The sequence below is a fragment of the Methylocapsa sp. D3K7 genome (genome assembly GCF_029855125.1).
In the GTDB taxonomy this organism is placed as follows: domain Bacteria; phylum Pseudomonadota; class Alphaproteobacteria; order Rhizobiales; family Beijerinckiaceae; genus Methylocapsa.
In genome coordinates, this window is sequence record NZ_CP123229.1 from 3,191,366 (window position 1) to 3,213,773 (window position 22,408).

Here is a 22,408-nt window from a genome sequence, read left to right on the forward strand (position 1 = left end):
AGCCTGCACGGCTAAACCTCCCGCGTTTCGAAGTCGATGCGTGGATCGATCCACATATAGGTCAAGTCGGACAGAAGATTCACGACAAGACCGAGCAGAGCGAAAATATAAAGATCGGCGAAGACCACCGGATAGTCCCGGTTGACGATGGATTCGAACGACAGAAGGCCCAGTCCGTCGAGCGAAAAGATCGTTTCGATCAAGAGGGAAGCGCCGAAAAATGCCGCGATAAAGGCACCGGGAAAGCCGGAGACGACGATCATCATCGCATTGCGGAAGACGTGACCATAGAGCACGCGCTGCTCGCTCAAGCCCTTCATCCGAGCGGTTTGCACATATTGCTTGGCGATCTCGTCGAGGAATGAATTCTTGGTGAGGAATGTCGAGGTCGCGAAGGCGCCAAGCGTCATCGAGACGACCGGCAGGGTGATGTGCCAGAAATAATCTGCGACTTTTCCTGGCAAAGAAAGTTGTGACCAGTTTTCCGAGGTGAGGCCGCGCAAGGGAAAAATCTGCCAGAAGGAGCCGCCGCAAAACAGCACGATGAGCAGAATAGCGAAAAGAAAATTCGGGATTGCATAACCCGTGATGACAACGGCCGAGGACCAAATGTCGAAGCGCGACCCATCGCTGACCGCTTTCTTGATGCCGAGGGGAATCGAGATGGCATAGGAGAACAGCGTCATCCAAAGTCCGAGCGAAATCGAAACAGGCAGTTTTTCCTTGATGAGCTGCCATACCGGCACGTCGCGGAAATAGGAGCGCCCGAAATCGAAGGTCGCATAGTTCCTGAGCATCAGAAGAAAGCGTTCATAGGCGGGCTTGTCGAAGCCGAATTGCTTTTCGAGTTCGGCGATGAATTTCGGATCGAGGCCCTGGGCGCCGCGGTATTTCGACGACATGTCGCCTGTGCCCGCGCCCGTGTTGCCGGTCTCGCCGCCACCGCCAAAATGCGCGGTCGCCCCGGCATCGAGCCCTTGCAATTGCGCGAGAATGCGTTCGACAGGGCCGCCCGGCGCGAATTGCACAATGGCGAAGTTGATCAGCAAAATGCCGAAGAGCGTCGGAATCATGAAGAGGAGGCGGCGCGCGATATAGGCAAACATCAAAGTCCCTCAGCGCCCGGCGAAATGGATGCGCTTGGCTTTGTCCTCGTCGTACCACCATGTCGAGACGACGCCGGTTTCATAGCGCGGGCTGCGCCCGGGACGGCTGAACAGATCCCAATAGGCGACAAGGTGATTGGGTTTGTTCCACATCGGAACCCAATAATGCCCGGAGCGCAGAATGCGGTCGAGCGCGCGGCAGATATCGGTCAATTGCTCGCGTGAATCGGCAACCAGGGCTTTTTCGATCAAGGCATCGACGGCCTTGCTGGCAATGCCGGAAATATTGCGCGAGCCGGGCATGTTTGCCGCCTCCGAACCAAATGTTCCCCGCATGCCTTCTCCCGGCGTGAGACCGAAACCGAAACGCGAGGTGACGATGTCATAGTCGAAATCATCCAGGCGCCGCTTATATTGCGCTGCATCCACAACCCGGTAGCGCGCTTCGATGCCGAGCAACTTCAGATTCTTGATGAAGGGCGCGGTATGCGGCTCCAGGGCGTTGTCGAAATCCAGAAACTCGATCTCGAAGGGCTTGCCATCCGGGAGGGTCAGCTGAGTGCCCGAACGTTTGCATCCCGCCTCCGCGAAAAGTTTCGATGCCCGCTGCAACAACTCGCGGTCCTGGCCGGCGCCATCCGACACCGGCGGGACATAGACGTCGCCAAACACGCTGGGGTCGAGTTCGCCGCGATAGGGTTCGAGCAAGGCAAGCTCATCGGGCGACGGGCCGCCTTGCGCCGCCATCGGAGAGTTCTGGAAATACGACGTGGTGCGGGCATAAACGCCATACATGATGTTGGCGTTGGTCCATTCGAAGTCGAAGGCAAGACCGACGGCTTGCCGGATCCGGACGTCCTTGAACTTGTCCCGCCGGATGTTCAAGAACCAGCCCTGCGTTCCCATCGGCGATTCATCGGGCAGTGTCGCGCGGATGATCCGTCCGTCCTTGACCGCCGCGAAATCATAGCCGGTCGCCCAGACGGCCGAGGTGAACTCTTCACGAAAGGTGAAGACGCCAGCCTTGAAGGCCTCGAAAGCGACTTTCCGGTCGCCGAAATATTCAAAACGGATGCGGTCGAAATTGCCTTGGCCGATATTGACGGGAAGATCTTTGCCCCAATACTCCGGAACGCGGTCGAAGGTGATGAAATGGCCGGTATCGAAGCGGCCGACCTTATAAGCGCCGGAGCCGAGCGGAGGCTCCAGTGTCGTCTCGTCGAACGGATGTTTTGCGTAATAGGCGGCGGAAAAGATCGGCTGTCCGGCGACGATCAGGACCGCTTCCCGGCTATGATGCGGTTTGAGGCGTACCATGACGATGTCGTCGGCCTCGGCCTCGGCGGCGTCAAGATCGCGCAGCGGCTGGCGGATCGACGGATGGCCCTTGGTTTTTAGAATATTCAACGAAAAAGCGACATCGCGCGCGGTCAAGGGCGAACCATCGTGGAACTTCGCTTCCTTGCGCAAAAGAAAGCGGTAGGTATTCTTGTCGGCCGAAACCCGCACGGCGCGCGCGACGAGGCCATAGAGCGAATCCGGCTCATCGCCACTCCCGGCCATCAGCGAATCGAAGATGGCGCCCATGCCGGCGGCGCCGTCGCCTTTCAAAATGTAGATATTCAGCGTGTTGAAGGTGGTGAAATTCTGGTTGCCGCCCGTCGCGCTGACCTGAAGGGCGATCTCGCCGCCCTTCGGCGCGTCTGGATTGACATAGGGGAAATGGCCAAAATCGGCGGGCATCGCAAGATCGCCGAAAATCGAAAGGCCGTGGGTCTCGGTATCTTCGGAAGCCGCCTTCGCGGCGGAGGTGAGAAATCGCGGCAGGATCATGCCGGCGGCGCCAAGACGGAGCACCGAACGGCGGCTGAACCAAGTCGAAACGTTTGCCCGGGAAATCGCTTTCAAGATTTGTCCTTTAAGACGAGGGAGCCGGCTCGCGAACAGCGGCCAGCCCCTGATACGCTTAAGATATAGGCATCATAATAGGCGTGAAAAAGCCGGGCAGGAACCCGGCTTTTGCAAAAACGCGCGTGAATCGTCCTATTTTGCTTGTTTAAGCGCGGCTTTGGCGAGCGCCCCTTTTGAGCTTTTTGCGGGCGGAGCCTCAATTTTTGCTGGGGGCAGCGCCTCGTTTTTTGCCGGCGGCGGAGATTCTAGTTTTGGCGAAGGTGCCGCGGCACTGTCCGCCGGCGGCGGAGCCGAACCGGCTGCGGGCAGAGGTTCGGGGCTATCGGAAAGCGTGTGCAAATAGTCGATAAGGTCAGCCCGCTTGGCCGGATCGGCCTCCCCGGCATACGCCATTTTCGTGCCTTGGGCGTAGGCCTTGGGATTGGCGAGGAAAGCATCGAGCTCCTCGTAGGTCCAGGTGCCGCCCTTGGACTTAATGGCTTCGGAATATTCGAAGCCCGCCACCGTTCCCTTGGGCCGGGTCACGATGCCGAAGAGCGGCGGACCGATCTTGACGCCGCCGCCCTTCTCGAGATTGTGACACGATTGGCAGGGCTTGGTGTCCACCTCGCCTTTTTTCACATCGGCCAGAGACAAACGTGTTCCAATGGGCGGAATGGATGGCGCGGCAGCCCCGCCTCCGGCCTCTACCACCTCCTGCGCGGCGGGGAGCGGATAGCCCGGCTTGGCGGGTTTGTCATGCGAGAAAATCCCGCCGGAGATCACGCTCAGCCACATTGCAAACAGCAAAGTGCCGAGAAACGCCCCGGCGATTTTGTTGAGTTCGAAACTATCCAAGCGAGGCCTCCATGATCATACACCGATCCCGCGTCGAGGCCGGTCGAATCGGGCTGAATGAATTTTGCGTCATGCAGTTTGCGCGCCAGTGATGACCAAATGAACGTTTGAAGGGAAGGGGCGGTTTAGCGCGCGACGCATTGCCGCGTGGATGCGCGCGGGCATAAGGGATGCCGCAGCGGATGGCTGTGCGGCGCTTCGGCACTTTTGAGGATAAGTTTAGGCCGCTTCGGTGCCGGGGCTGACTTGCCCGCGGAGAAACGCCGCAAACTTCGCAAGCGAGTTCTCCCGGTCGAAGATTTGTGCGAGCTTGCGGCCGTCTCCAAGCGCCGGGTGGGATCCTTCCCTCGCCAAAATCCCGATCTCGCGGGCCATCGCCCGGCTATCGCCGGCTGGTACGAGGATAGCCGTGCCATACAGCACTTCGAACAATTCGGTGTCCGCGTCGGCTGTCGCAAGCACCGGCTTGCCGCTTGCGAGCATGCCGCCGAGTTTCGACGGCAGCACAAGATCGGCGGCGCCGCTTGATTGCGGCAGCACATGCAGATCCGCCAAATTCAGGAGTTCGCAGAGCCGCTCTTCCGGCTGCAGCGGCAGGAAATGAACATTGGGCAAAATGGCGCAGTTTTGGACCAGACGCGGTTTTTCTGGGCCATCTCCGGCAATGACGAAATGGACGCCCGGCGTCGAGGTGAGCTGCCGCGCCGCCTCGACCACTACATCTAGGGATTGTTTCGCGCCGATGTTGCCGGCGTAAAGCACGATGAAGTCTTCGCGGCTGAGGCCGAGTTCGGCACGGAAGGCATTGTCGCCCGCGATCGGCTTGATCTTGGTCATATCCACCCAATTGCGCACCAAGCCGATCCGGCCCGGCTCGACTCCTTTGGCGATGAGCCGCTTACGCATTTGCTCGGATATCGTAATGACGGTTGAAAATCGCCGCAGCAGCCAGGATTCCATTGCGACCGCGATCTTCTGCAAAAAATCTCCCTTGAGATGCCCCACCGCGAAGGCGGCGTCGATTTCGAGATCCTGCACATGCAGGACGGTATGCGCCCCCAAAAGTCGCGAAAGCAGTCCGGCGGGCGCGGTGAAGACGGTGGGCTCGATACATAAAACGACATCGGGCCGTCCGGTGACCATTTTCCACAGGGCAACCGGCGCCGAGGTCAGAGCAAAGCTGAGGGGCGCGATGAGACGCCAAATTCCATGTATTTTGGTGCGCAGCAGAATCGGGCAGCGCAGAATCTTAACGCCCGCGCGTGTTTCCTGCGCGTAACGCCAGGCGGAATAGGGCGGCCGGGCGTGCCAGCCGGGATAATGCGGCGGTGTGGTGACGACGCTGACGTCAAATCCGTTTTCGTCGAGATAGGCGCCGATCTCGCCAGTGGACCGGCCAACGCCAATCATCTCGGGCGCGTAATTGATTGAATAAATGAGAATTTTGAGAGCTATTCCGGCGGCGTCGGGGTTTGCGAAAGTCGGCATTTTGGCTCGATATCAAAAGTACTTAATTCGGATAAATCCTGCCCACATGGATCGTAAGCCAGCCCTGCCAGGAGCAGACGGTGGGTTGGATTGGCGTCACCTCCGATTAGCGAGGACGTGCGTTGAATGCGCCGTCCCCCTGTTGGAAACTATGGCGTTGTATTTATGACGCCCGGCGGCCCTACGAACGTTTTGGAAGGCGCTGCCGCGAGTTCATGACCATGTACAATGGCGCTCGTAACTGGGACGCCTTGGACCGCCCCCTGCGCCGCAATTGCCGTTCCAGCGACGTTGCTGATGAAGTTCAGGACCTTGTTTGCTTCGTAGGAGTGGGCATTGGCCACGAAGATGATGTCATCGTTGCGCATCTGAAGCCTTGTGGCGAGGAAATAACCGCCCGGATCGCGGAAGTCGATTTGGAATACAACCGGAACGAGAGGTCCGCTGAAGCGCGTCAGGTCGGCACCGAGCAACAGCGCGACCTCGCGCGGCTCTTGCCGGTACAGGAACACAGCGCCGGGATCGGCCTGGACGTCACCGAGACCGCCGGCCTTCGCCACCGCCTCGGCAAGATTGAGCCGCCAAGCGTCAAATGTAACTTGGCTTTGCGCAAAGCCCGCCGTGTTGATGCCCATGGCGCCAAAGGCTATGAATTTCTGCTGCTCCTGATAGACGTAAATCCGGTCGCCCGGCAAAATATAGATGTTGTTTTTGGCATCCATCACGAGATTTTCGAAGGGAACGGTGGCGCGGCGGCCGCCCCGTTCGAGCATGACCCAGGTTGCATAGCCAGGTCCGGAAATGCCGCCCGCGCGGGTGATGGCGTCGAGAACGCGGTCCCCGGCTCCGGTCATCGGAACCGCGAAGCGTAGCGGCGTATTCACCGAGCCGACCACGCTGATGAGAGATGTCCGCTGCTGCGACAAGCTGATGACGACCTGCGGCTCGATCGCCCGGTTTTTGATCTTGTTGACGATATCATTTTGAACTTGGACGTTGTCGCGGCCGGCGGCCTTGATCAAGCCGGCATAGGGAATCGAGATATTTCCGTCGTTGTCGATGATCTGATCGGGTAGATTGACGAAATTGCCAGGACGCACGCCAGCTTCGAGGGGAATGAACAAACCGCCGGCCGCTGCCTCGAAAATCGTGGTCGAAATGACATCGCCGACGCCGAACACGATTTTTTGCGAGGGGCGACGATCGGTGAAGGCGCCCGCAAGGCCTTTTGGCTCATGCGCTGCAAGAGTGTCGATGGTCTCGGACGTGAGCTTGATCAGGTGATAGGGGACGGTCTCGGAGTAGCCGGATTCAATGTCGGCGGACGACGGTCCAGATACCGGAAAAAACGAACAGCCGCCTGAGCCCAATATTGCGAGGGCGGCTAAGGAAATAAACCCAATGCGCGAGCCCGACATGATTGTCCCCTGCGAAATCGACTTCCGAGTGGTAGCCCAAAACCATGGCCGAAGCTAGGAAAGCGGGGCATTTTTCCGTGTTGCAACGGCCACTATTCCCGGAGCTGTAACAAATATAACACGGCCTGTACCGGCAGGTTGTGGTCCAGTAAATGCCACTGAACTTAAAGCAAAAACAAGCATATCTCTGTTTTTTTGTGGTAATTGTATTTATTCATATCAATATTTATTGGTAAATTAATACGAATATCGTTTATAAATATTATGAATATTTATATATTGTTATTATAAAACGCATCAAACTGAAATTATGTTGTGATAGATTAAAAATATAGTCGGCTCACGTGGCGGGGCCGCGGCGGAGATCGCTGAGCAGGCTACTGGCAGAAGTGCTCGCGCCGGAGCAGTATGGCGAAATCGGGTGGAAGCGCTGCCCTGGACGAGCCTGGGTACTCCGGCCTTTGCTTGCGGGTGGAGATCCCAGCAGCGGGGATGAGCCGCGGACAAGGATATGCCGCCCAGAAGCCGAAAGTCTCGTTTAAAACCGCTGGCTGGGCATGCTACACTCTTAAAATGAGTATTGGCATCGCGTCCGGAGCAGATGGGGAGACGGAGAACGCGCCGGACAGGCGGGCGGGGCAACTCGTGCAAGCGCTGGGGCGCCGTTCGATCGTCCTCATCGGGCTCATGGGGTCGGGCAAGACCTCCAATGGCCGCCGGCTGGCGCAGATGCTCAATCTTCCCTTCGCCGACGCCGATGCCGAGATCGAAGCCGCGGCTGGCATGTCGATTTCGGAAATTTTCGTGCGGCATGGCGAGCCTTATTTCCGCGACGGGGAACGCCGCGTCATGGCCCGCCTTTTGAACGAGGGTCCGCGTGTTCTGGCAACTGGCGGCGGCGCCTTCATGAACGAAGAGACCAGAGCGCGGATTGCCGAGTCTGGCGTATCGATTTGGCTCAAAGCCGATCACGACGTGCTCTGGCGCCGGGTACGGAAGCGCTCCCACCGTCCGCTCCTCCAAGGGGAGGATCCGGAACAAACGCTCCGGGTTCTCCTTGAGCAACGCTATCCGGTTTATGCGCGAGCCGACATCACCGTCGTGTCGCGGGATGGGCCGCAAGAACGGGCGGTCGAGGAGATGATCGAGGGCCTTGAGTTTTTTTTACGCTTTTCGCCGGATCCGCCGCCACTCTCAAATATAAGGAGAATTCCAAAAATGGAGGGGCAGCTGGACATCAGCGGGCAATCTCCGGCCAGCCAAGCGCGGATCGAAGTAAAGCTCGGCGCGCGCGGCTATGAGATTTTGATTGGCGAAGGGCTGATCGCAGACGCGGCGAATCAAATTCGCCGCATCGCCCCCGGAGCGGCCTGCGCGATTGTCACCGACACAAATGTCGAAAAATTGCATTTGCCGGCGCTCGAAAAAGCGCTGGACGGGGCAGGCATCCGCCATTCAACGGTCGCCGTGGCACCTGGCGAGGGGTCGAAATCCTTCGCCGAATATGCCCGCGTCTGCAATGCCTTGATCGGGGCGAAAATGGAGCGCGGCGATGTTGTCGTCGCGCTTGGCGGCGGGGTCGTTGGCGATCTCGCGGGTTTCGCCGCGGCGACGCTCCGGCGCGGGATGCGCTTTGTTCAGGTGCCGACAACGCTGCTGGCGGAGGTCGATTCCTCGGTTGGCGGCAAAACCGGGATCAACTCTCCGCATGGCAAGAACCTTGTTGGGGCTTTCCACCAGCCCTCGCTCGTGCTCGCCGACATCGCGACGCTCGAAACATTGCCGCTGCGGGAGTTTCGCGCCGGATATGCCGAGGTCGTCAAATATGGGCTGATCGGCGACGCGCGATTTTTTGCTTGGCTCGAAGCGCATTGGCGAGGCGTTTTCGCGGGGGGTGCCGAGCGGATTCATGCGATCGCGACAAGCTGCAAGGCCAAGGCTGCGATCGTCGCGCGCGACGAATATGAGGAAGGCGAACGCGCCCTCCTCAATCTCGGCCATACTTTTGGTCATGCCCTGGAACGGATCACCAATTACGATGGGGCAAGGCTTGTGCATGGCGAGGCTGTCGCGATTGGCATGGCCTGCGCCTTTCGTTTTTCCGAGCAGCGCGGTCTTTGTAGCAAAGACGACCGTGCAAGGGTCGAAGCACATTTGCAATATGCCGGCTTACCAGTCCGCATCGTGGATATTCCAGGCTTGAACTCGGGCGCCGGAGAGATTGTGGACGCCATGTATCAGGACAAAAAGGTGACGCGCGGCGCTCTCACCTTTATCCTCGCACGGGCTATTGGGGATTGCTTCATCGCCAAATCCGTGGAAGCCAGCGAGATCCTCGGATTTTTGCAAGACGAATTGGGATAGGACATTCATATCATGCACGGCCCGAGTGCCGAGGTTACACCGCTCGATATTTGGCTTGCGGTTGCAACTATCCTTCTTTGCGTAGCTCTGTCGGCTTTTTTCGCAGCATCGGAGACGGCGCTCACCGCCGCTTCTAGGGCGCGCATGCACGGCCTGGAGAAAAACGGCGATCCCCGCGCCGCCCGGGTCAACCGGCTGCTGATGAGCCGGGAACGGCTGATCGGGACGACGCTGCTTGGCAATACGCTCGTCAATATTGGCGCTTCGGCTTTTACGACCAGTGTCCTTGTCGCCGTTGCCGGCGATCGCGGCGCGATCTACGCGACCGGCCTCATGACCATCATTTTACTGGTGTTCGCCGAAGTCATGCCGAAGACGGTGGCGATCAATTATCCCGACCGCACATCGCTGCTTGTCGCGCGCGCGATCTCTTTTTTCGTCGCCATTTTTGGGCCGGTTCTCATCGCCGTTGAAGTGTTCGTGCGCGGTTTGTTGAAACTTGCCGGCGTCGATACGAGCCGCCGGCATTCGATTTTGTCGGGCCATGAAGAGTTGAAAAGTGCCGTCGATCTCCTGCATCGCGAGGGTGGTGTGGCGCGGTCCGACCGTGACATGTTCGGCGGCCTGCTCGAACTTCGCGACCTCGAAGTCTCGGACGTCATGGTTCACCGGACGAAAATGCTTGCCCTCAACGCCGATTTGCCGCCGCAAGAGTTGATCCGGGAGGTGGCGGCCGCGCCTTATTCGCGGCTGCCGCTCTGGCGCGGCGAGCCGGAAAATATCGTTGGCGTCTTGCATGCACGCGACCTTTTGCGTGCCCTCGAAGCGGCCGGAAATATCGCCGGCAATTTCAAGGTCGAGAGCATCGCGATCGAGCCCTGGTTCGTGCCGGATTCGACTCCGGTGCAGGATCAGCTTCAGGCCTTCTTGAAACGCAAAACCCATTTCGCGCTCGTCGTCGATGAATATGGCGTTGTCATGGGCCTTGTCACCCTGGAGGATATTATCGAGGAAATCGTTGGCGACATCGCCGACGAGCATGATGTCATCGTGCAAGGCGTGCGCATGTTGGCGGGCGGCTCCGCGATCGTCGATGGCTCGGTGCCGATTCGCGATCTCAACCGGGTGATGGGCTGGGATCTGCCGGATGAGGAAGCCACCACCGTCGCCGGGCTTGTGATTAATGAGGCACGCGCCATTCCGGAGTCAGGTCAGGTCTTCACCTTTCACAATTTCCGCTTCGAAGTGCTGCGTAAAACGCGCAACCGGATCACCTCGCTGAAAATCATGCCGGAGCAACCCGGCGCGGAAACAGCGGCGAATGCATGATTACGTGCTTGCAAAAGCCGGATGCTTAACCCGGCGGTGACTCGCTGCTGTTTGGTTCCATGTCCCGCGCGACCTTGCGTTGAAAGGCGCCGTCGTCGCCCTTGGCCAAAAGTCCGGCGTTAGCCGCGATTGTGACGCATAGCGTATCGACCCAAGCAGTGTCCGCCTTGGCGAAATCGCCAAGCACATAATTGTGCACCAGCGCCTTGTCGCCTGGGTGGCCGATGCCGATCCGCACCCGGCGGTAGTCGTTACCAAGATGGCTGGTCAAAGATTTCAAGCCATTGTGGCCGGCGTTGCCGCCACCGGTCTTGACCCGGACCGCGCTTGGGGGAAGGTCGAGTTCGTCATGAAAAACGACGATCTGGGCGGGCTCGATCTTATAAAAGCGGGCCGCCTCACCGGCGGCGCGGCCGGATTCATTCATATAGGTTTGCGGTTTTAAGAGAATGACTCTTTCACCTTCGAGTCCGATCTCGCTGACGAGAGCTTGGAAGCGCGAACGGAAGTCCGGCGCTTTATACATGCGCGCGATGGCGTCAAGAACCATGAAGCCTGCGTTGTGGCGATGGGCGGCGAAGGATTTGCCCATATTGCCGAGGCCGACGAAGAGAAGCATGACGCCTGCTTGGAAGCATTAGAGTGTTTGCGCGCGAAAAATCCGCGCGCAAACATGCCCTGCTATTTCTTGCCCTTCGGGGGCGCCTTTGCGGGAGCACCGGCAGGCGCGGCGGCGGCAGGCGCGGCGGCCTTCCCACCCTTTGCATCCGCGGCGGCGGCGGGCGCCGCCGAGGTGGCGGCCGCGGCGGCGGGCTCTTCTGCGGCCACCAGTGGCGGCGAGATCGACGCAATCGTAAAATCGCGTTCGCGCTGGGTTGGCTTGCAGCCTTCGGGCAAGGGAAGATCGGTGATGTGCACCGAGTCATGGATCTGCAAAGAGGCGAGATCGGCGGTGACCGCTTCTGGAATGTTATCGGCCGGAACCCGCATTTCAATCGCGTGACGCACGATGTTCAAGGTGCCGCCCTTTTTGATGCCAGGGCAGATATCTTGGTTGAGGAAATGCACCGGCACCTGCACGCGCAGACTTGCTCCCGGCTTCAGCCGCAGGAAATCGACATGGAGAGGCTGATCCTTGATCGGATCGAGCTGGTAATCGCGCGGAATGACGCGTTGTTTCGCGCCATTCAGGTCAAGTTCGAAGATCGTCGTCAGGAAATGCCCGGCGTAGATCAACTTGTTCAATTCGCGGTAATCGAGCGCGATCGGTTCGGCGGCATCGCCGCCGCCATAGATCACGCCTGGAATACGGCCATCACGACGAACGCTGCGGGCGGCCCCCTTGCCTGTCCCCTTACGCGTCGTGGCCGCGAGAGTTTTCGTCCCGGCCATTTCGGTATCCTTAGGAATTCGTGGAAAAGATGACGCGCCCGTGCCTCCAGGGGTGCCGGAAGGGACGCGCCACGGCTTATAGCGGCGGGAGGGCGCCTATGCAATGCTAATGGACGGGGCGCCCTTTGGGCGAGGATATGAACCCCTAGGGGCGATTGCCGAAGGAGCGTGTGATTTCCCGGTTTGATATTCTTACCCTCATTCCCCTCCGCATACGCGGTCTCGTCCGGCGCCATGAGGTTGGATTCATTGGGCTTGCGGGGTTGGCAGGCGGTATTGCGGGTCTCAGCGTCGCCGCGCTGCTCGGGACCACCAATTTTTTGCACCGCTGGCTCTTCGGCCATCCGCATTTGAGCAGTCTTACGGCGCTCGATTCGCCTTTTCTGGCGTTCATCCCGCTGATGGGCGGTCTCCTTCTCGGGATTTCCGGGATTTATGTGCGCAAATGGATGCCCCGAAGGCCGGTCGATCCGATCGAGGCCAATGCGCTGCAAGGCGGCCGGATGTCCATCAAGGATAGCTTGGTCATTGCCGCGCAAACGGTGGTTTCGAACGGTTTTGGCGCTTCGGTGGGATTGGAGGCCGCCTATACGCAGATGGGCTCGGGCCTTGCCTCCTGGCTCGGGACGGCGTTCCGGCTGCGGCGCGGCGACATGCGCACGCTCGTTGCCTGCGGTTCGGCGGGGGCCATTGCCGCGGCCTTCGGAGCGCCTTTGACCGGCGCGTTCTACGGTTTCGAGCTGATTTTGGGGACCTACACGCCCTTCGGCCTCGCGCCTGTCGGCGCGGCGGCGGTCTGCGGGGTTCTGGTCTCCAAGGCGTTTGGCGCGAGCGGCGAATTCATGAACCAAATGACCCTGAAATCGGCGCTTTCTCCGACCGATATGGGATTTTTGCTGGTTCTTGGGATCATTTGCGCGCTGTTCGGGATCCGCATGATGCGGGCCGTCACATCGGTCGAACGATTCTGCGCAGGCATCGCCTTGCCAAGCCCCCTGCAACCGATGTTTGGGGGTCTGCTTGTCGGGCTGCTCGCGCTGGTGACGCCACATGTGCTGGCCTCGGGCCATGGCGCCTTGTTCGAGCTTTTTGGGCCGGGGTCCGGCCCCTCCGATGTCGTCCTCATCACGCTTCTTCTGAAGGCGCTCGCGTCGGTGATTTCGCTTGGCACAGGCTTTCGCGGCGGCCTTTTCTTTGCCTCGCTCTATCTCGGCGGCATGATCGGCTTGGTATTTTTCTACGCGGTCCAATATTTCGACCCGTCGCTGGCTCCCGACATGACTGTCTGCACGCTCATCGGAATGTCGGCGCTCGCCGTGGCGATCATCGGAGCGCCCATGGCGATGAGTTTCCTCGCCTTGGAGACAACGGGCGATTTCCCGCTCGGCCTCGTGATGCTGGCCGTGGCAAGCGTCGTCTCGATCATCGTGCGGCGGACGTTTGGCTATTCCTTCGCGACGTGGCGATTGCATGTGCGCGGCGAATCGATCCGCAGCGCGCAGGACGTCGGCTGGATGCGGGACCTGACGGCGGGACGTCTCATGCGAACGGACGTGCCGAAGGCGTCGCTTGATATGCCGCTCGCTGCGTTCATAAAAGCTTTTCCGGCGCAATCGGCAAACCAGTGGGTCGTCCTGACAGGTCCCTCTGGCGGATACGCGGGACTGCTATTCGTTCCCGATGTGCATCTTGCCGGAGCAAACGGCAGTGCCAACACAACCGGACTTGGTCAACTTGCGCGATCAACCAATATTTTTTTGCAGCCGGAGATGAACATCAAACTTGCCGTGCAATATTTCGAGCAAAACGAAAATGAAGCGCTCGCGGTCGTCGATAATGAGAAGGACCGCCATGTCGTCGGGCTATTGACCGAGGCGCATGTGTTGCGCCGTTACACCGATGAACTCGACAAGGCCCACCGCGAACTTTCGGGTGAAAGTTGGGTAGGGGGGAATTGAGGATGCTTGCGAGCCTTATATATCCCGGCCCTCGACTTCGAGCGTCAGCTTTTCGACCAGTTTTTGAACGTCCGGGTCGAGCGGATAGATGACGAGCACCTTGTTGAAAACCTCCAAGGCGCCTTTGTCGAGCCCGGCCCCTTGCAAGATCATTCCCATCCCTGCGAGAGCGCCGAAGTGGCGCGGCTCCAGTTTCACCACCTGGTCAATATCCACCATCGCGCCATCCGTATCGCCGGTCAAAAACCGAGTGACGGCGCGCTGATTCCAGGCTTCCGCCCAGCCAGGTTCCAGCTCGATCAGCTTGTCATACAGAGACAACGCGAGGGGAAATTGCCCCTCCTGCACGGAAGCGGTCGCGCGTTGCATAAGGAGGTTTGCAGTATCGGAATAAGATCGCAACCAAATCTGCTGGATCGACGTCGCGATGTGCTGCGCGTCTTCCTGCTGGCTGGCCTTGCGGAGGCGCTCGAACAACGCGTCGAGCGTTTGTTGGCGCACGGCCTCCGGCGGCGGCTTCGGCGCCAAGGCTTTTTTCAATTGCTCGACCTTCGCCGCGGCCGCGGATTTTTCCGCTGTGGTGCGGCCAGCTTTTCCGGTTGCAGCGGCCGGACCCTTTCGATCTGCCCCTTTGACGGACTGGCCTTCTCTCGGCAGCGCCCAGAGTTTTTCAAGATCGAAACGGGAGAACGGGCGTCGCGGCGAAGGGACAGGCGCATCATCGCCAGGGATTTCGTCCCAGTCGCTGTCAGGCGGGGCTATTCCTCCCCCTGGCGCTTGGGCGAGCGCATAACTGCCGGTCATGAGAACAGCGGCCACACTTACCACGCGGAGGAAACAGCCACGTATCAGCTTCAAAGAAAAATCCGGCTCACGCGACCGGCCACAGCATCAACCCTGCCGGGCCTTGTAGCGTTTTTGCGTCTTGTTGATGATATACACCCGGCCCTTGCGGCGCACCAGCTGATTGTCGCGATGCCGCGTGCGCAAGGATTTCAAGGAGTTACGAACTTTCATCGGACTTGTTCCAAAAAAACAACCGGCCCTTCCGGCCAGTTTCAATGCAAACGTAAGCTCCGTATGCCCTATTCATCGCCCGCAATCAACCTCAATAAGGTGTCCTCTCCTCGGTGGCTGCCTTGCTTCGGCCGAACTTCCGCGTCCATAAATTCGTCCTGGCTGGAGAGCCGGGCGATCGCATCGCGCACGCCGTCCAAAGGTTCTGCATGAACAAGTGTCTCCGTGCGAGGCTTTTTCTATCTATGCTTTTTGTTGGGATTTCAGCGGGCGCCGCGGCGGCGCACCCGCATGTGTGGGTCACGGCGCGGGCGCAGGTGGTTTTCAACACGCAAGGTCAGATCGAGGCAATCCGGAACGCCTGGGTTTTCGATGAGATGTATTCGGCTTTCGCGACGCAGGGGATCGGGAAGGACGGGCAGCTGTTGAGCAAGGACGAACTCGCTCCGCTTGCCAAGACCAATGTCGAGTCTCTCGAGGAATTCGATTATTTCACCTATGCGAAGGCGGCGAGCCAAAAGATCGAATTCGGTGCCCCGGCCGATTATTCGCTGGAGCAACGGCAGGATAAGCTTGTGGTCTTGCGCTTTACCCTCCCGCTGAAGACTCCGACGAGCGCAACCAGGGCGTTTTCCTTCCAAGTCTATGATCCGACCTATTTCGTCGCCTTCGAAATGGAAAAGGATAACCCAGTCAGCTTGGCTGGGGCGCCAAAAGGGTGTTCGATCAATGTTCTTGGGTCGAACCCGCTGGCAGCCTCTGACACCAAAAAACTCTCCGAATCGTTTTTCAGCGGTTTGTCCCCAGGCACCGATTTTGGGGTCAAGCTGGCCAGCCGGATCATTGTCGCATGTCCGTAAGGCCGACAATTGCGGGCTTTGCGCTGCCGCTCGCCTTGCTGCTGAGCCTTGTGGTTTTGTGGCCCTCGCAAAGTCTCGGGCAGGGCGTGCATCATCCTTTCGCTGTCGGGGCCAATGAAGGCGCGGTCGCCAGCGCGCAAGGCGTCATGGGCTGGATCCTGGCCAAGGAATCGGGGTTTTACCGTCTGCTCAGCGGCGCCATCCGGACCGCCAAACTGAACGGGGGCGCCCCTTGGGGGCTTATCGCTCTCAGTCTCGGCTATGGAATTTTTCATGCCGCTGGCCCGGGCCACGGAAAGGCGGTGATCGCCTCCTATATGCTGGCCAATGAGCGCGCCTTGCGGCGAGGTTTGGTCATCGCGTTTGGCGCCGCGCTTTTGCAAGGTTTTACCGCGGTCGCGATCGTCGGGATTAGCGCCATCGTGTTCCAGGCGGCCGCGGCGCGGATGACGGCCGCCGCGAATGTAGTTGAAATCGTGAGCTATGCCGGAATCACCGTTCTCGGCGCGGTGCTGGTCACGGTGAAAGGCGCCGCGCTCCTGGCCGCGCGGCGTGTGGCACCCTCTGCTGTTGACTACGCGGGGGCGGGCGTCGCCGGCAATTTCCGTGCTGATGATTGCACGGAAGACCATCTGCACGGGCCAGGATGCAGCCATTTCCACGCCCCGGACCCCCTCACGCTCGGCGCCGGGTTTTCGTGGAAAAGCGCTGCGCTGACCATGCTTGCAGCGGGCGCCCGCCCTTGCTCGGGCGCCATTTTGGTTCTCGTCTTCGCCTTGGCACAGGGGATTTTTTCAGCCGGAATCTTTGCCGTGCTGGCGATGTCGCTTGGCACCGCGATCACCACCGCCGCGCTGGCCAGCACCGCTGTTTTCGCCAAAAATACAGCAGTGAAATATGCCACGCCCGGTTCCAGGCGAAGCCTGATGGCGGGACGCCTGTTCGAGTTCGCCGCCGCCAGCGCGGTGCTGGGCTTGGGGATCACTTTGTTGCTGGCGGTCCTCGCGGGCGGCACGGGCGCCAGTTAAGGCCTAAGCCGCTTCCAGCAGCCGCTTGGACACCAGTTCTCGCAGAGCGTGCAAATCCTTGGCAAAAACCCTGATACCCTCGGAAAGCTTCTCCGTCGCCATCGCATCTTCGTTCAACATGAAGCGGAACGTTTTTTCGTCGAGGGAGAGCTTTGCCGGCGGGTGAGCCGCGGCCGACACGGGATCGAGCTGGCGGGTGAGGGTGCCCGTGTCGTTGGCGAGCTCATCGAGCAATTGCGGCGAAATCGTCAACCGGTCGCAGCCCGCCAGTGCTTCGATCTCGCCCTTGTTGCGGAAGGACGCGCCCATCACCACGGTCTTAATTTGGTGCGCCTTGAAATAATTATAGATTTCCCGAACCGAGCGGACGCCGGGATCGGTTTCGGGCGTGTAGGTCTTGCCTTCGGCCTTGCTGTACCAGTCGAGAATCCGTCCCACGAAGGGCGAGAGGAGGAAGGTTCCGGCGTCGGCGCAAGCCGCCGCTTGGGTCAGCGAAAAGACCAGCGTCATATTGCAGTCGATCCCCTCGCGCTGCAGAATTTCGGCCGCTCTAATGCCCTCCCAGGTCGCGGCGAGTTTGATCAAGATCCGCTCGCGGCCCAAGCCGAGCTTTTCATAGCCGGCGATGATCTTGCGCGCCTTGGCAACAGATCCCTCGATGTCGAACGAAAGATCCGCGTCAACTTCCGTCGAGACGCGGCCGGGGACGATTTTTGCCAGCTCGAAGCCGAAATTTAGGGCGAGCCGGTCGGTGATCTCGCTCGTCAAGTGATTGCGGCTGCGGCCCCAGAGAATCGCCTCGTCCAGGATATAGGCATAATGGGGCATGCGCGCGGCTTTGAGGATCAGCGTCGGATTTGTCGTGGCGTCGGTCGCCTTAAAGCGGCGGATGGCATCCATGTCGCCCGTATCGGAGACGACGACTGTCATGGCTTTCAATTGATCGAGTTTTGAGGGCATTGGCCTTACCATTCGAAATGATTCAGAATTTTCGGGTCAGACTATATGTGGAGGAATTGTCGCGCGGGAAAAGCGGTTGCGCGAATTATTTGCGGTTTGCAGGCCCCAACGGCCGAGTCCACGCCGCGTCGCCATGGTTCAACGGATCAAACGCAAAAGCGAGCGGCCAGCCTTCGAATGGAGTTCTTTCGCACTGAGGGTTCCGTTCTTATCGGCATCTGCCTCGTTGAACAGCTTTTCGGTCAGGGCGAGATATTCGTCCTTAGTCAAGGTTGCGTCGTTGTCGGGGTCAGCCTCCTTGAATTCCCCTGTTGCGACGCGGCCGCCAACCTCCCTGCGGTCGAGTGTCGAATCATGATCCTTCTCAAGCTTGTCGAACACGGCACTTGCGGCCTCCTTAACCTCGGCAAGATCAAGGGTGCCATCGTGGTCTTTGTCGAGTGCCGCAATTGGCGAGGGCGCGGCAAGGGACGTCCCGATGTCAAATGCTAGGGCGAGGCTGAAGGCGCCGAGTGTGCCGGTAAAGACGCGGCGAGTGATCATGGCATGTCTCCGTGCGAGGGTGCGCCCTCAAGCCGATATCATATGACAATTATCTTTGATTTGCCCAAAAAGTAAACTGACGCGATCAGCTTTCTCTGCCGTGCCGCCAACGCCGTGTCAAAAGATGGTCGAGCGAAAAAATCCCCGGCCCGCGGGCGATAACAATGAGAAAACAGGTGGCCCAGACGCCATGTTCGGGCCACGCATCGGGGTACACAAAGATCTCGATCACGGCGGTCATGCAGAGAAGGGCGAGCGCGGCGAAACGGCTGGCGAGGCCGATCACGAGCAGGACGGGAAAGAAATGTTCGCTGACCGCTGCGATTTTCGCCGCAAGCTCGGGATCGATCAGCGGCAGCGCATATTCGTCCCGAAATAGATCAATCGCGCTATCCTTCAGATGCCAGCCATCGACCTTCGTTTCCCCCGAACGCCAAAACACGGCGGCGGGAAAAATCCGCGCGGCGAGCAAGATCAGGGATAGCGGAATCCGATCCAAGATGGCGGCAGCGCAGAGCATCGCGCCTGGCAGCCCGGAAGGTCTTCTGAATTGGCTTGCTGGAGAGTCGGTCACGGCAGGTCCCCGTTGGTCACATGGATTGCAAGGCCGGAAAAAAGTGCCGCGAGATTGACCGCGAGATCGAAATCCACGGACGCGGCGAGTGCAACGGCCGCCGCCATGCCCAGCGGCTGCCTGGCGGCGAGGCTTTGCAAAAAAGTCTTGGCGCCGGGCGGCAGGCACCGCACCTCGACATCGAGCTGCGGGCGCGAAACAAGCGCGTCTTCCCCGCGCCAATCCTTGATCGGTGCAAGATCCACTTCGCCAGAGTTCATGGCCCAGATCGTGACGATTGGATAATCCGACGCGACAATTTCAAGTGCAGGATGCAAAGTAAACCGCAGTTTCGGCAAGGCCTGCGGAGGGAGCGCGTGCAGCGCCTCAGCGTCCAACGGTATTGCGTCCGCAGCATGATAGGCGCGGGTGCGCGCTGCTTCCAGCCGTGCGATATCGGCGAGATAGGGAAGGTCTCGGGCCGGCTCGAAGGCCGCCAAAAATGCGGGAAATTCGTCGCCGTAAAACATCATCAAAGGCGAGCGCGGCGGATGCGCGGCGGCGAACAATTTCGCGACGGCCTTGAAAAAATCCTCGCCGACGATCTTGCGGACCGCCGGAAACCGCGCTTCCAGGGCCGCAGTAAGACCCACCGCGACATTGTTGCGATAGACCGTGAAACGCTTTCGTGGCGCCGCCGAATTGTGCGCCGTCACGCCGCGAGGGACGGCGGCGTTGGGGTCGCGCAGCGCCTGCGCAAAAAAATCCTGATAGCCGCCGCTCATGATACCCTCACGCGGCGGCCGGTGCCGCACGAAGCGGCGCGGCCTGGTCAAGACGGCGTTGCGCGGCGAGCGCCTCGGCGAGAAGCACCGGCCAGTCCGGCACATCATTGTCCCATTCGATCAAAGTGGGTAGCGGGCCGGCGCGGGCGATCACGCCTTCAAACAGAGCGAAGACATCGTCGATGACGGGAGATCCATGCGCATCGATGCAGAGCGGCGATTCTTGATCATCCGTCGTCACGAAATGCCCGGCCAAATGGATTTCGCCGACGAACTTAAGTGGAAAGGCTTCAAGATAAGTGTTGGCGTCGAAATTATGATTGCGCGAGCAAACGAACACATTGTTCACGTCGAGCAAGAGGCCGCAGCCCGTGGCCCGCGCGATCTCCCGCAAAAACTCCGTCTCGGGAATTTCGGATTGCGCGAAACGCACATAGGTGGCCGGGTTTTCGAGGAGAAGGCGCCGCCCGAGCGTGGTCTGCGTTTCGTCGACATGGGCGATCACCGAACGTAATGTTGCCTCGGTATAGGGCAGGGGCAGAAGATCGTTGAGAAAGAGGCCGCCATGCGAGGACCAGGCCAGATGCTCGGAAAAACTCTCCGGTTGATAGCGGTCGCAAAGCTGCTTGACCCTTGCGAGGTGGGCGCGGTCGAGCGGTTCCTCCGCGCCGATGTTCAAACCGACTCCATGCACGGAAAGCGCGTAGTTTTCCCGCAGAAATGTCAGTTGCGCGTGAGGGACACCGCCCGCACCCATGTAATTTTCAGCGTGAACCTCGAAAAAGCCGAGCGGTTGTGGGCTGGCCGAGATCGCCGCGAAATGTTCAGGTTTGAAGCCAACGCCAGCACCCAAAGGCGGTCGCGAAGCGTGCATGGATGGTCTCCCGAAGCCTTCTGTATGGTTCTTGTTGCGGTGCCGCGAAAAGGGGCTCGCGTAGTGCCGCGCGCCCCTGTCGCGAATTAGGATTTGCCGGGCTTCAACATTCCCATGCCATTCGGGGTTTTCATCGTTTCGCAGGTGCCCTTGGGGACATATTTCCAGATCGTGGCGTCGTAATCGACCTTCGACGTGCCGGCGCAACTGGTGCCCGCTCCCGCCGCGCAATCATTTTGGCCCTTGAGCGAGACGCCGTAACATTTTTCCTTGCCTGCCTTGGGACCGCCCATCTCCTGGGCGGAAACGGGCACCGCAAGCAGCGCGAGGGCGGCGGCGAGCGTGGCGGCGGTGATCTCGGTTTTGGTGATCATGATGTTTCCCTTGTATCAATGTGAGCCATTTTCAGAGTGAGAAAAACATTCTCTTTTCTCCTCCCCTGGTGGAACGGCATGGCGTTCTACAACGTCTTCTACGCGGGAGCGAGCGCCAGCGTTACGTCAGCCATCGCATAGTCCCTGTGACAAAAACGTGATAGCGAGGCCAAAGACGACAGGTAACGTATTAGCCGTATGGCCCGAACTAGGCAGATGGAACTCTTGTGCGCAGCGACAAGCAGGAAAAAGAGTGGGCTTTTTTGATGCGCGCGGGGAACGCCGGCGATGCCGATTCGTACCGGCGTCTGCTGGTGCAGCTGACGCCAGTGCTTCGCGCCGCCGCGCGCCGCGGTCTTGGCTCAGCGGGCATGGCCGATACGGACGCCGAGGACGTTGTGCAGGAAACGCTGCTTGCCATTCATTTGAAACGGCAGAGCTGGGACGCGGAGGCTCCGTTCGGTCCCTGGCTGCGCGCCATCGCACGCCATAAGATGATCGACGCGCTGCGCCGCCGGGGCCGCCGGATCAATGTTTCGATCGATGATTTTTCCGAAGTGCTGGCGGATGGCGCCGCCGGACCGGACATGCTCGCCGCCGACGTCGGCCGACATCTTGAAGACCTACCGCCCGGCCAGCGCAGCGTCGTGCGGGCCATAGCCGTCGAAGGGGAGTCGATTGGCGACACTGCGGCGCGATTAAAGATGACCAGCGGCGCCGTACGGGTGGCGTTGCATCGCGGGCTGGCAGCCCTCGCGCGAAAGTTCAGGACGGAAGAGCCATGAAGACGGACGACCTCATTCGCGCCCTTGCCGCCGATGGCGCGACCCGCCAGATGTCGTTGCGGCAGATGTTCACGGCGGCCATGATTCCCGGTGTCGTGATCGCGGCTTGTTTTTTTCTGGCGGCCCTCGGTCCCAGGCCTCATTTCTTTGAGCTGCTTATGGAACCGAGATTTGCGTTCAAGATCTGCCTTGCTTTGCTGCTTGCCACGCTTTCCGCGAGCTTGGTCAAGCGCCTTGGCCAGCCCGGACTTGGAACGCATGGCGCTGCCCTCCGGCTTGTGATCGTTCCGGCACTGCTCGGGGCGGCCATCGGCGTCGAATTGCTCTTGGTACCGCCTGATCTTTGGGGTCGAAGATTGATCGGAACCAATGCGCTGGTCTGTTTGATAAGCATTCCCTTCCTCGGGCTGGCGCCGCTTGCCGCCGCTTTGTTTTGTCTGCGCCATGGAGCGCCGGAGCATCCGGCTTTTGCGGGAGCGGCGGCGGGTCTTCTTGGCGGCGCGATCGGCGCGGCGCTTTACGCCTCGCATTGCTTTGACGATTCGCCGCTGTTCGTCGCAGTTTGGTACAGTTTGGCCATCGCCATCATGACCACCCTTGGTGTGGTCGTGGGCTCGCGGCTGTTGCGCTGGTGATGGGCGTTGTTGCTTCGATCCGCCGTATCTGACGACAAGCTCCTGACGGTGCCGTTCCAATCATCCACGAAAGCTCAATGTGAGTGCGGTAACAATGCAGCGGGAATTCGCGAGTCCGTAAGGCCGCCCTCCTTTATCCATCGCCGGGTATTATCCGCCGCCCTTTCGATCAATTCGTCAGCATAGGTGAA

General features: G+C 59.7%; 22 protein-coding genes. 7 read left to right on the forward strand and 15 right to left on the reverse strand.

Annotated features, from left to right (window positions below; all coding sequences use genetic code 11):
• Nucleotides 1–11: 11 nt before the first annotated feature.
• The 5 genes from QEV83_RS15105 to QEV83_RS15125 all read right to left on the reverse strand — a co-directional run bounded on the left by QEV83_RS15105 (nt 12) and on the right by QEV83_RS15125 (nt 6,760).
• Complete coding sequence (locus QEV83_RS15105) at nt 12–1,106, reverse strand: microcin C ABC transporter permease YejB (RefSeq protein WP_280128519.1); 1,095 nt, start codon at nt 1,104–1,106, stop codon at nt 12–14.
• A 9-nt stretch (nt 1,107–1,115) separates the two neighbouring features.
• A complete protein-coding gene (locus tag QEV83_RS15110; protein ID WP_280131091.1) occupies nt 1,116–2,939 on the reverse strand; it encodes an extracellular solute-binding protein in 1,824 nt (607 codons plus the stop codon).
• Between the two features lie 210 nt (nt 2,940–3,149).
• Complete coding sequence (locus QEV83_RS15115; RefSeq protein WP_280128520.1) at nt 3,150–3,854, reverse strand: cytochrome c family protein; 705 nt, start codon at nt 3,852–3,854, stop codon at nt 3,150–3,152.
• A 219-nt stretch (nt 3,855–4,073) separates the two neighbouring features.
• Nucleotides 4,074–5,342: a WcaI family glycosyltransferase gene (locus QEV83_RS15120; protein WP_280128521.1), complete on the reverse strand. Its 1,269-nt coding sequence runs from the start codon at nt 5,340–5,342 to the stop codon at nt 4,074–4,076.
• 149 nt (nt 5,343–5,491) lie between these two features.
• Entirely contained in the window at nt 5,492–6,760 is a 1,269-nt protein-coding gene (locus QEV83_RS15125; RefSeq protein WP_280128522.1) for a polysaccharide biosynthesis/export family protein, read from the reverse strand.
• A 573-nt stretch (nt 6,761–7,333) separates the two neighbouring features.
• Between QEV83_RS15125 and aroB the strand changes: the two genes are divergently transcribed.
• Together aroB and QEV83_RS15135 are read left to right on the forward strand one after the other, a co-directional pair.
• A complete protein-coding gene (gene aroB / locus QEV83_RS15130; RefSeq protein ID WP_280131092.1) occupies nt 7,334–9,124 on the forward strand; it encodes a 3-dehydroquinate synthase in 1,791 nt (596 codons plus the stop codon).
• A 12-nt stretch (nt 9,125–9,136) separates the two neighbouring features.
• Entirely contained in the window at nt 9,137–10,453 is a 1,317-nt protein-coding gene (locus QEV83_RS15135) for an HlyC/CorC family transporter (RefSeq protein WP_280128523.1), read from the forward strand.
• 25 nt (nt 10,454–10,478) lie between these two features.
• On the opposite strand, the gene pth is transcribed toward QEV83_RS15135, so the two are convergent.
• Both pth and QEV83_RS15145 read right to left on the reverse strand, forming a co-directional pair.
• Nucleotides 10,479–11,072 (reverse strand): aminoacyl-tRNA hydrolase, encoded by a 594-nt coding sequence (gene pth, locus QEV83_RS15140; protein ID WP_280128524.1) that lies wholly within the window; start codon nt 11,070–11,072, stop codon nt 10,479–10,481.
• Nucleotides 11,073–11,134: 62 nt separating this feature from the next.
• The gene (locus tag QEV83_RS15145) at nt 11,135–11,845 is read right to left on the reverse strand and encodes a 50S ribosomal protein L25/general stress protein Ctc (protein WP_280128525.1); all 711 of its coding nucleotides are present in this window, start codon (nt 11,843–11,845) and stop codon (nt 11,135–11,137) included.
• Between the two features lie 170 nt (nt 11,846–12,015).
• On the opposite strand from QEV83_RS15145, the gene QEV83_RS15150 reads away from it, so the two are divergent.
• Complete coding sequence (locus QEV83_RS15150) at nt 12,016–13,803, forward strand: chloride channel protein (protein WP_280128526.1); 1,788 nt, start codon at nt 12,016–12,018, stop codon at nt 13,801–13,803.
• A gap of 15 nt (nt 13,804–13,818) precedes the next feature.
• Here QEV83_RS15150 and QEV83_RS15155 read toward each other — a convergent pair whose 3' ends face one another.
• Entirely contained in the window at nt 13,819–14,607 is a 789-nt protein-coding gene (locus QEV83_RS15155; protein WP_280128527.1) for a tetratricopeptide repeat protein, read from the reverse strand.
• 87 nt (nt 14,608–14,694) lie between these two features.
• Nucleotides 14,695–14,820 (reverse strand): type B 50S ribosomal protein L36, encoded by a 126-nt coding sequence (ykgO, locus tag QEV83_RS15160; RefSeq protein WP_088521155.1) that lies wholly within the window; start codon nt 14,818–14,820, stop codon nt 14,695–14,697.
• Between the two features lie 245 nt (nt 14,821–15,065).
• Here ykgO and QEV83_RS15165 point away from each other — a divergent pair, with 245 nt between their 5' ends.
• Entirely contained in the window at nt 15,066–15,680 is a 615-nt protein-coding gene (locus QEV83_RS15165) for a DUF1007 family protein (protein WP_280128528.1), read from the forward strand.
• The gene (locus QEV83_RS15170) at nt 15,671–16,708 is read left to right on the forward strand and encodes a nickel/cobalt transporter (RefSeq protein ID WP_280128529.1); all 1,038 of its coding nucleotides are present in this window, start codon (nt 15,671–15,673) and stop codon (nt 16,706–16,708) included. Before QEV83_RS15165 ends, QEV83_RS15170 begins: the two co-directional genes overlap by 10 nt.
• Nucleotides 16,709–16,711: 3 nt before the next feature.
• Here the strand turns inward: QEV83_RS15170 and tal are convergent, their stop codons facing one another.
• The 6 genes from tal to QEV83_RS15200 all read right to left on the reverse strand — a co-directional run bounded on the left by tal (nt 16,712) and on the right by QEV83_RS15200 (nt 20,797).
• A complete protein-coding gene (gene tal, locus QEV83_RS15175) occupies nt 16,712–17,668 on the reverse strand; it encodes a transaldolase (RefSeq protein WP_280128530.1) in 957 nt (318 codons plus the stop codon).
• A 138-nt stretch (nt 17,669–17,806) separates the two neighbouring features.
• Nucleotides 17,807–18,211 (reverse strand): calcium-binding protein, encoded by a 405-nt coding sequence (locus QEV83_RS15180; protein ID WP_280128531.1) that lies wholly within the window; start codon nt 18,209–18,211, stop codon nt 17,807–17,809.
• An 85-nt stretch (nt 18,212–18,296) separates the two neighbouring features.
• The gene (locus QEV83_RS15185) at nt 18,297–18,731 is read right to left on the reverse strand and encodes a DoxX family protein (protein WP_280131093.1); all 435 of its coding nucleotides are present in this window, start codon (nt 18,729–18,731) and stop codon (nt 18,297–18,299) included.
• 50 nt (nt 18,732–18,781) lie between these two features.
• Nucleotides 18,782–19,549, reverse strand: a complete 768-nt coding sequence (locus tag QEV83_RS15190; RefSeq protein ID WP_280128532.1) for a DNA-binding domain-containing protein — start codon at nt 19,547–19,549, stop codon at nt 18,782–18,784.
• 7 nt (nt 19,550–19,556) lie between these two features.
• Nucleotides 19,557–20,423, reverse strand: coding sequence for a DUF692 domain-containing protein (locus QEV83_RS15195; protein WP_280128533.1), 867 nt, complete (start codon nt 20,421–20,423; stop codon nt 19,557–19,559).
• A gap of 86 nt (nt 20,424–20,509) precedes the next feature.
• Nucleotides 20,510–20,797, reverse strand: a complete 288-nt coding sequence (locus tag QEV83_RS15200) for a DUF2282 domain-containing protein (RefSeq protein ID WP_280128534.1) — start codon at nt 20,795–20,797, stop codon at nt 20,510–20,512.
• Between the two features lie 266 nt (nt 20,798–21,063).
• Between QEV83_RS15200 and QEV83_RS15205 the strand changes: the two genes are divergently transcribed.
• Both QEV83_RS15205 and QEV83_RS15210 read left to right on the forward strand, forming a co-directional pair.
• The gene (locus QEV83_RS15205; RefSeq protein ID WP_280131094.1) at nt 21,064–21,582 is read left to right on the forward strand and encodes a sigma-70 family RNA polymerase sigma factor; all 519 of its coding nucleotides are present in this window, start codon (nt 21,064–21,066) and stop codon (nt 21,580–21,582) included.
• Complete coding sequence (locus tag QEV83_RS15210; protein ID WP_280128535.1) at nt 21,579–22,217, forward strand: NrsF family protein; 639 nt, start codon at nt 21,579–21,581, stop codon at nt 22,215–22,217. The genes QEV83_RS15205 and QEV83_RS15210 overlap by 4 nt, the downstream gene beginning before the upstream one ends.
• The last annotated feature ends 191 nt before the right edge of the window (nt 22,218–22,408 follow it).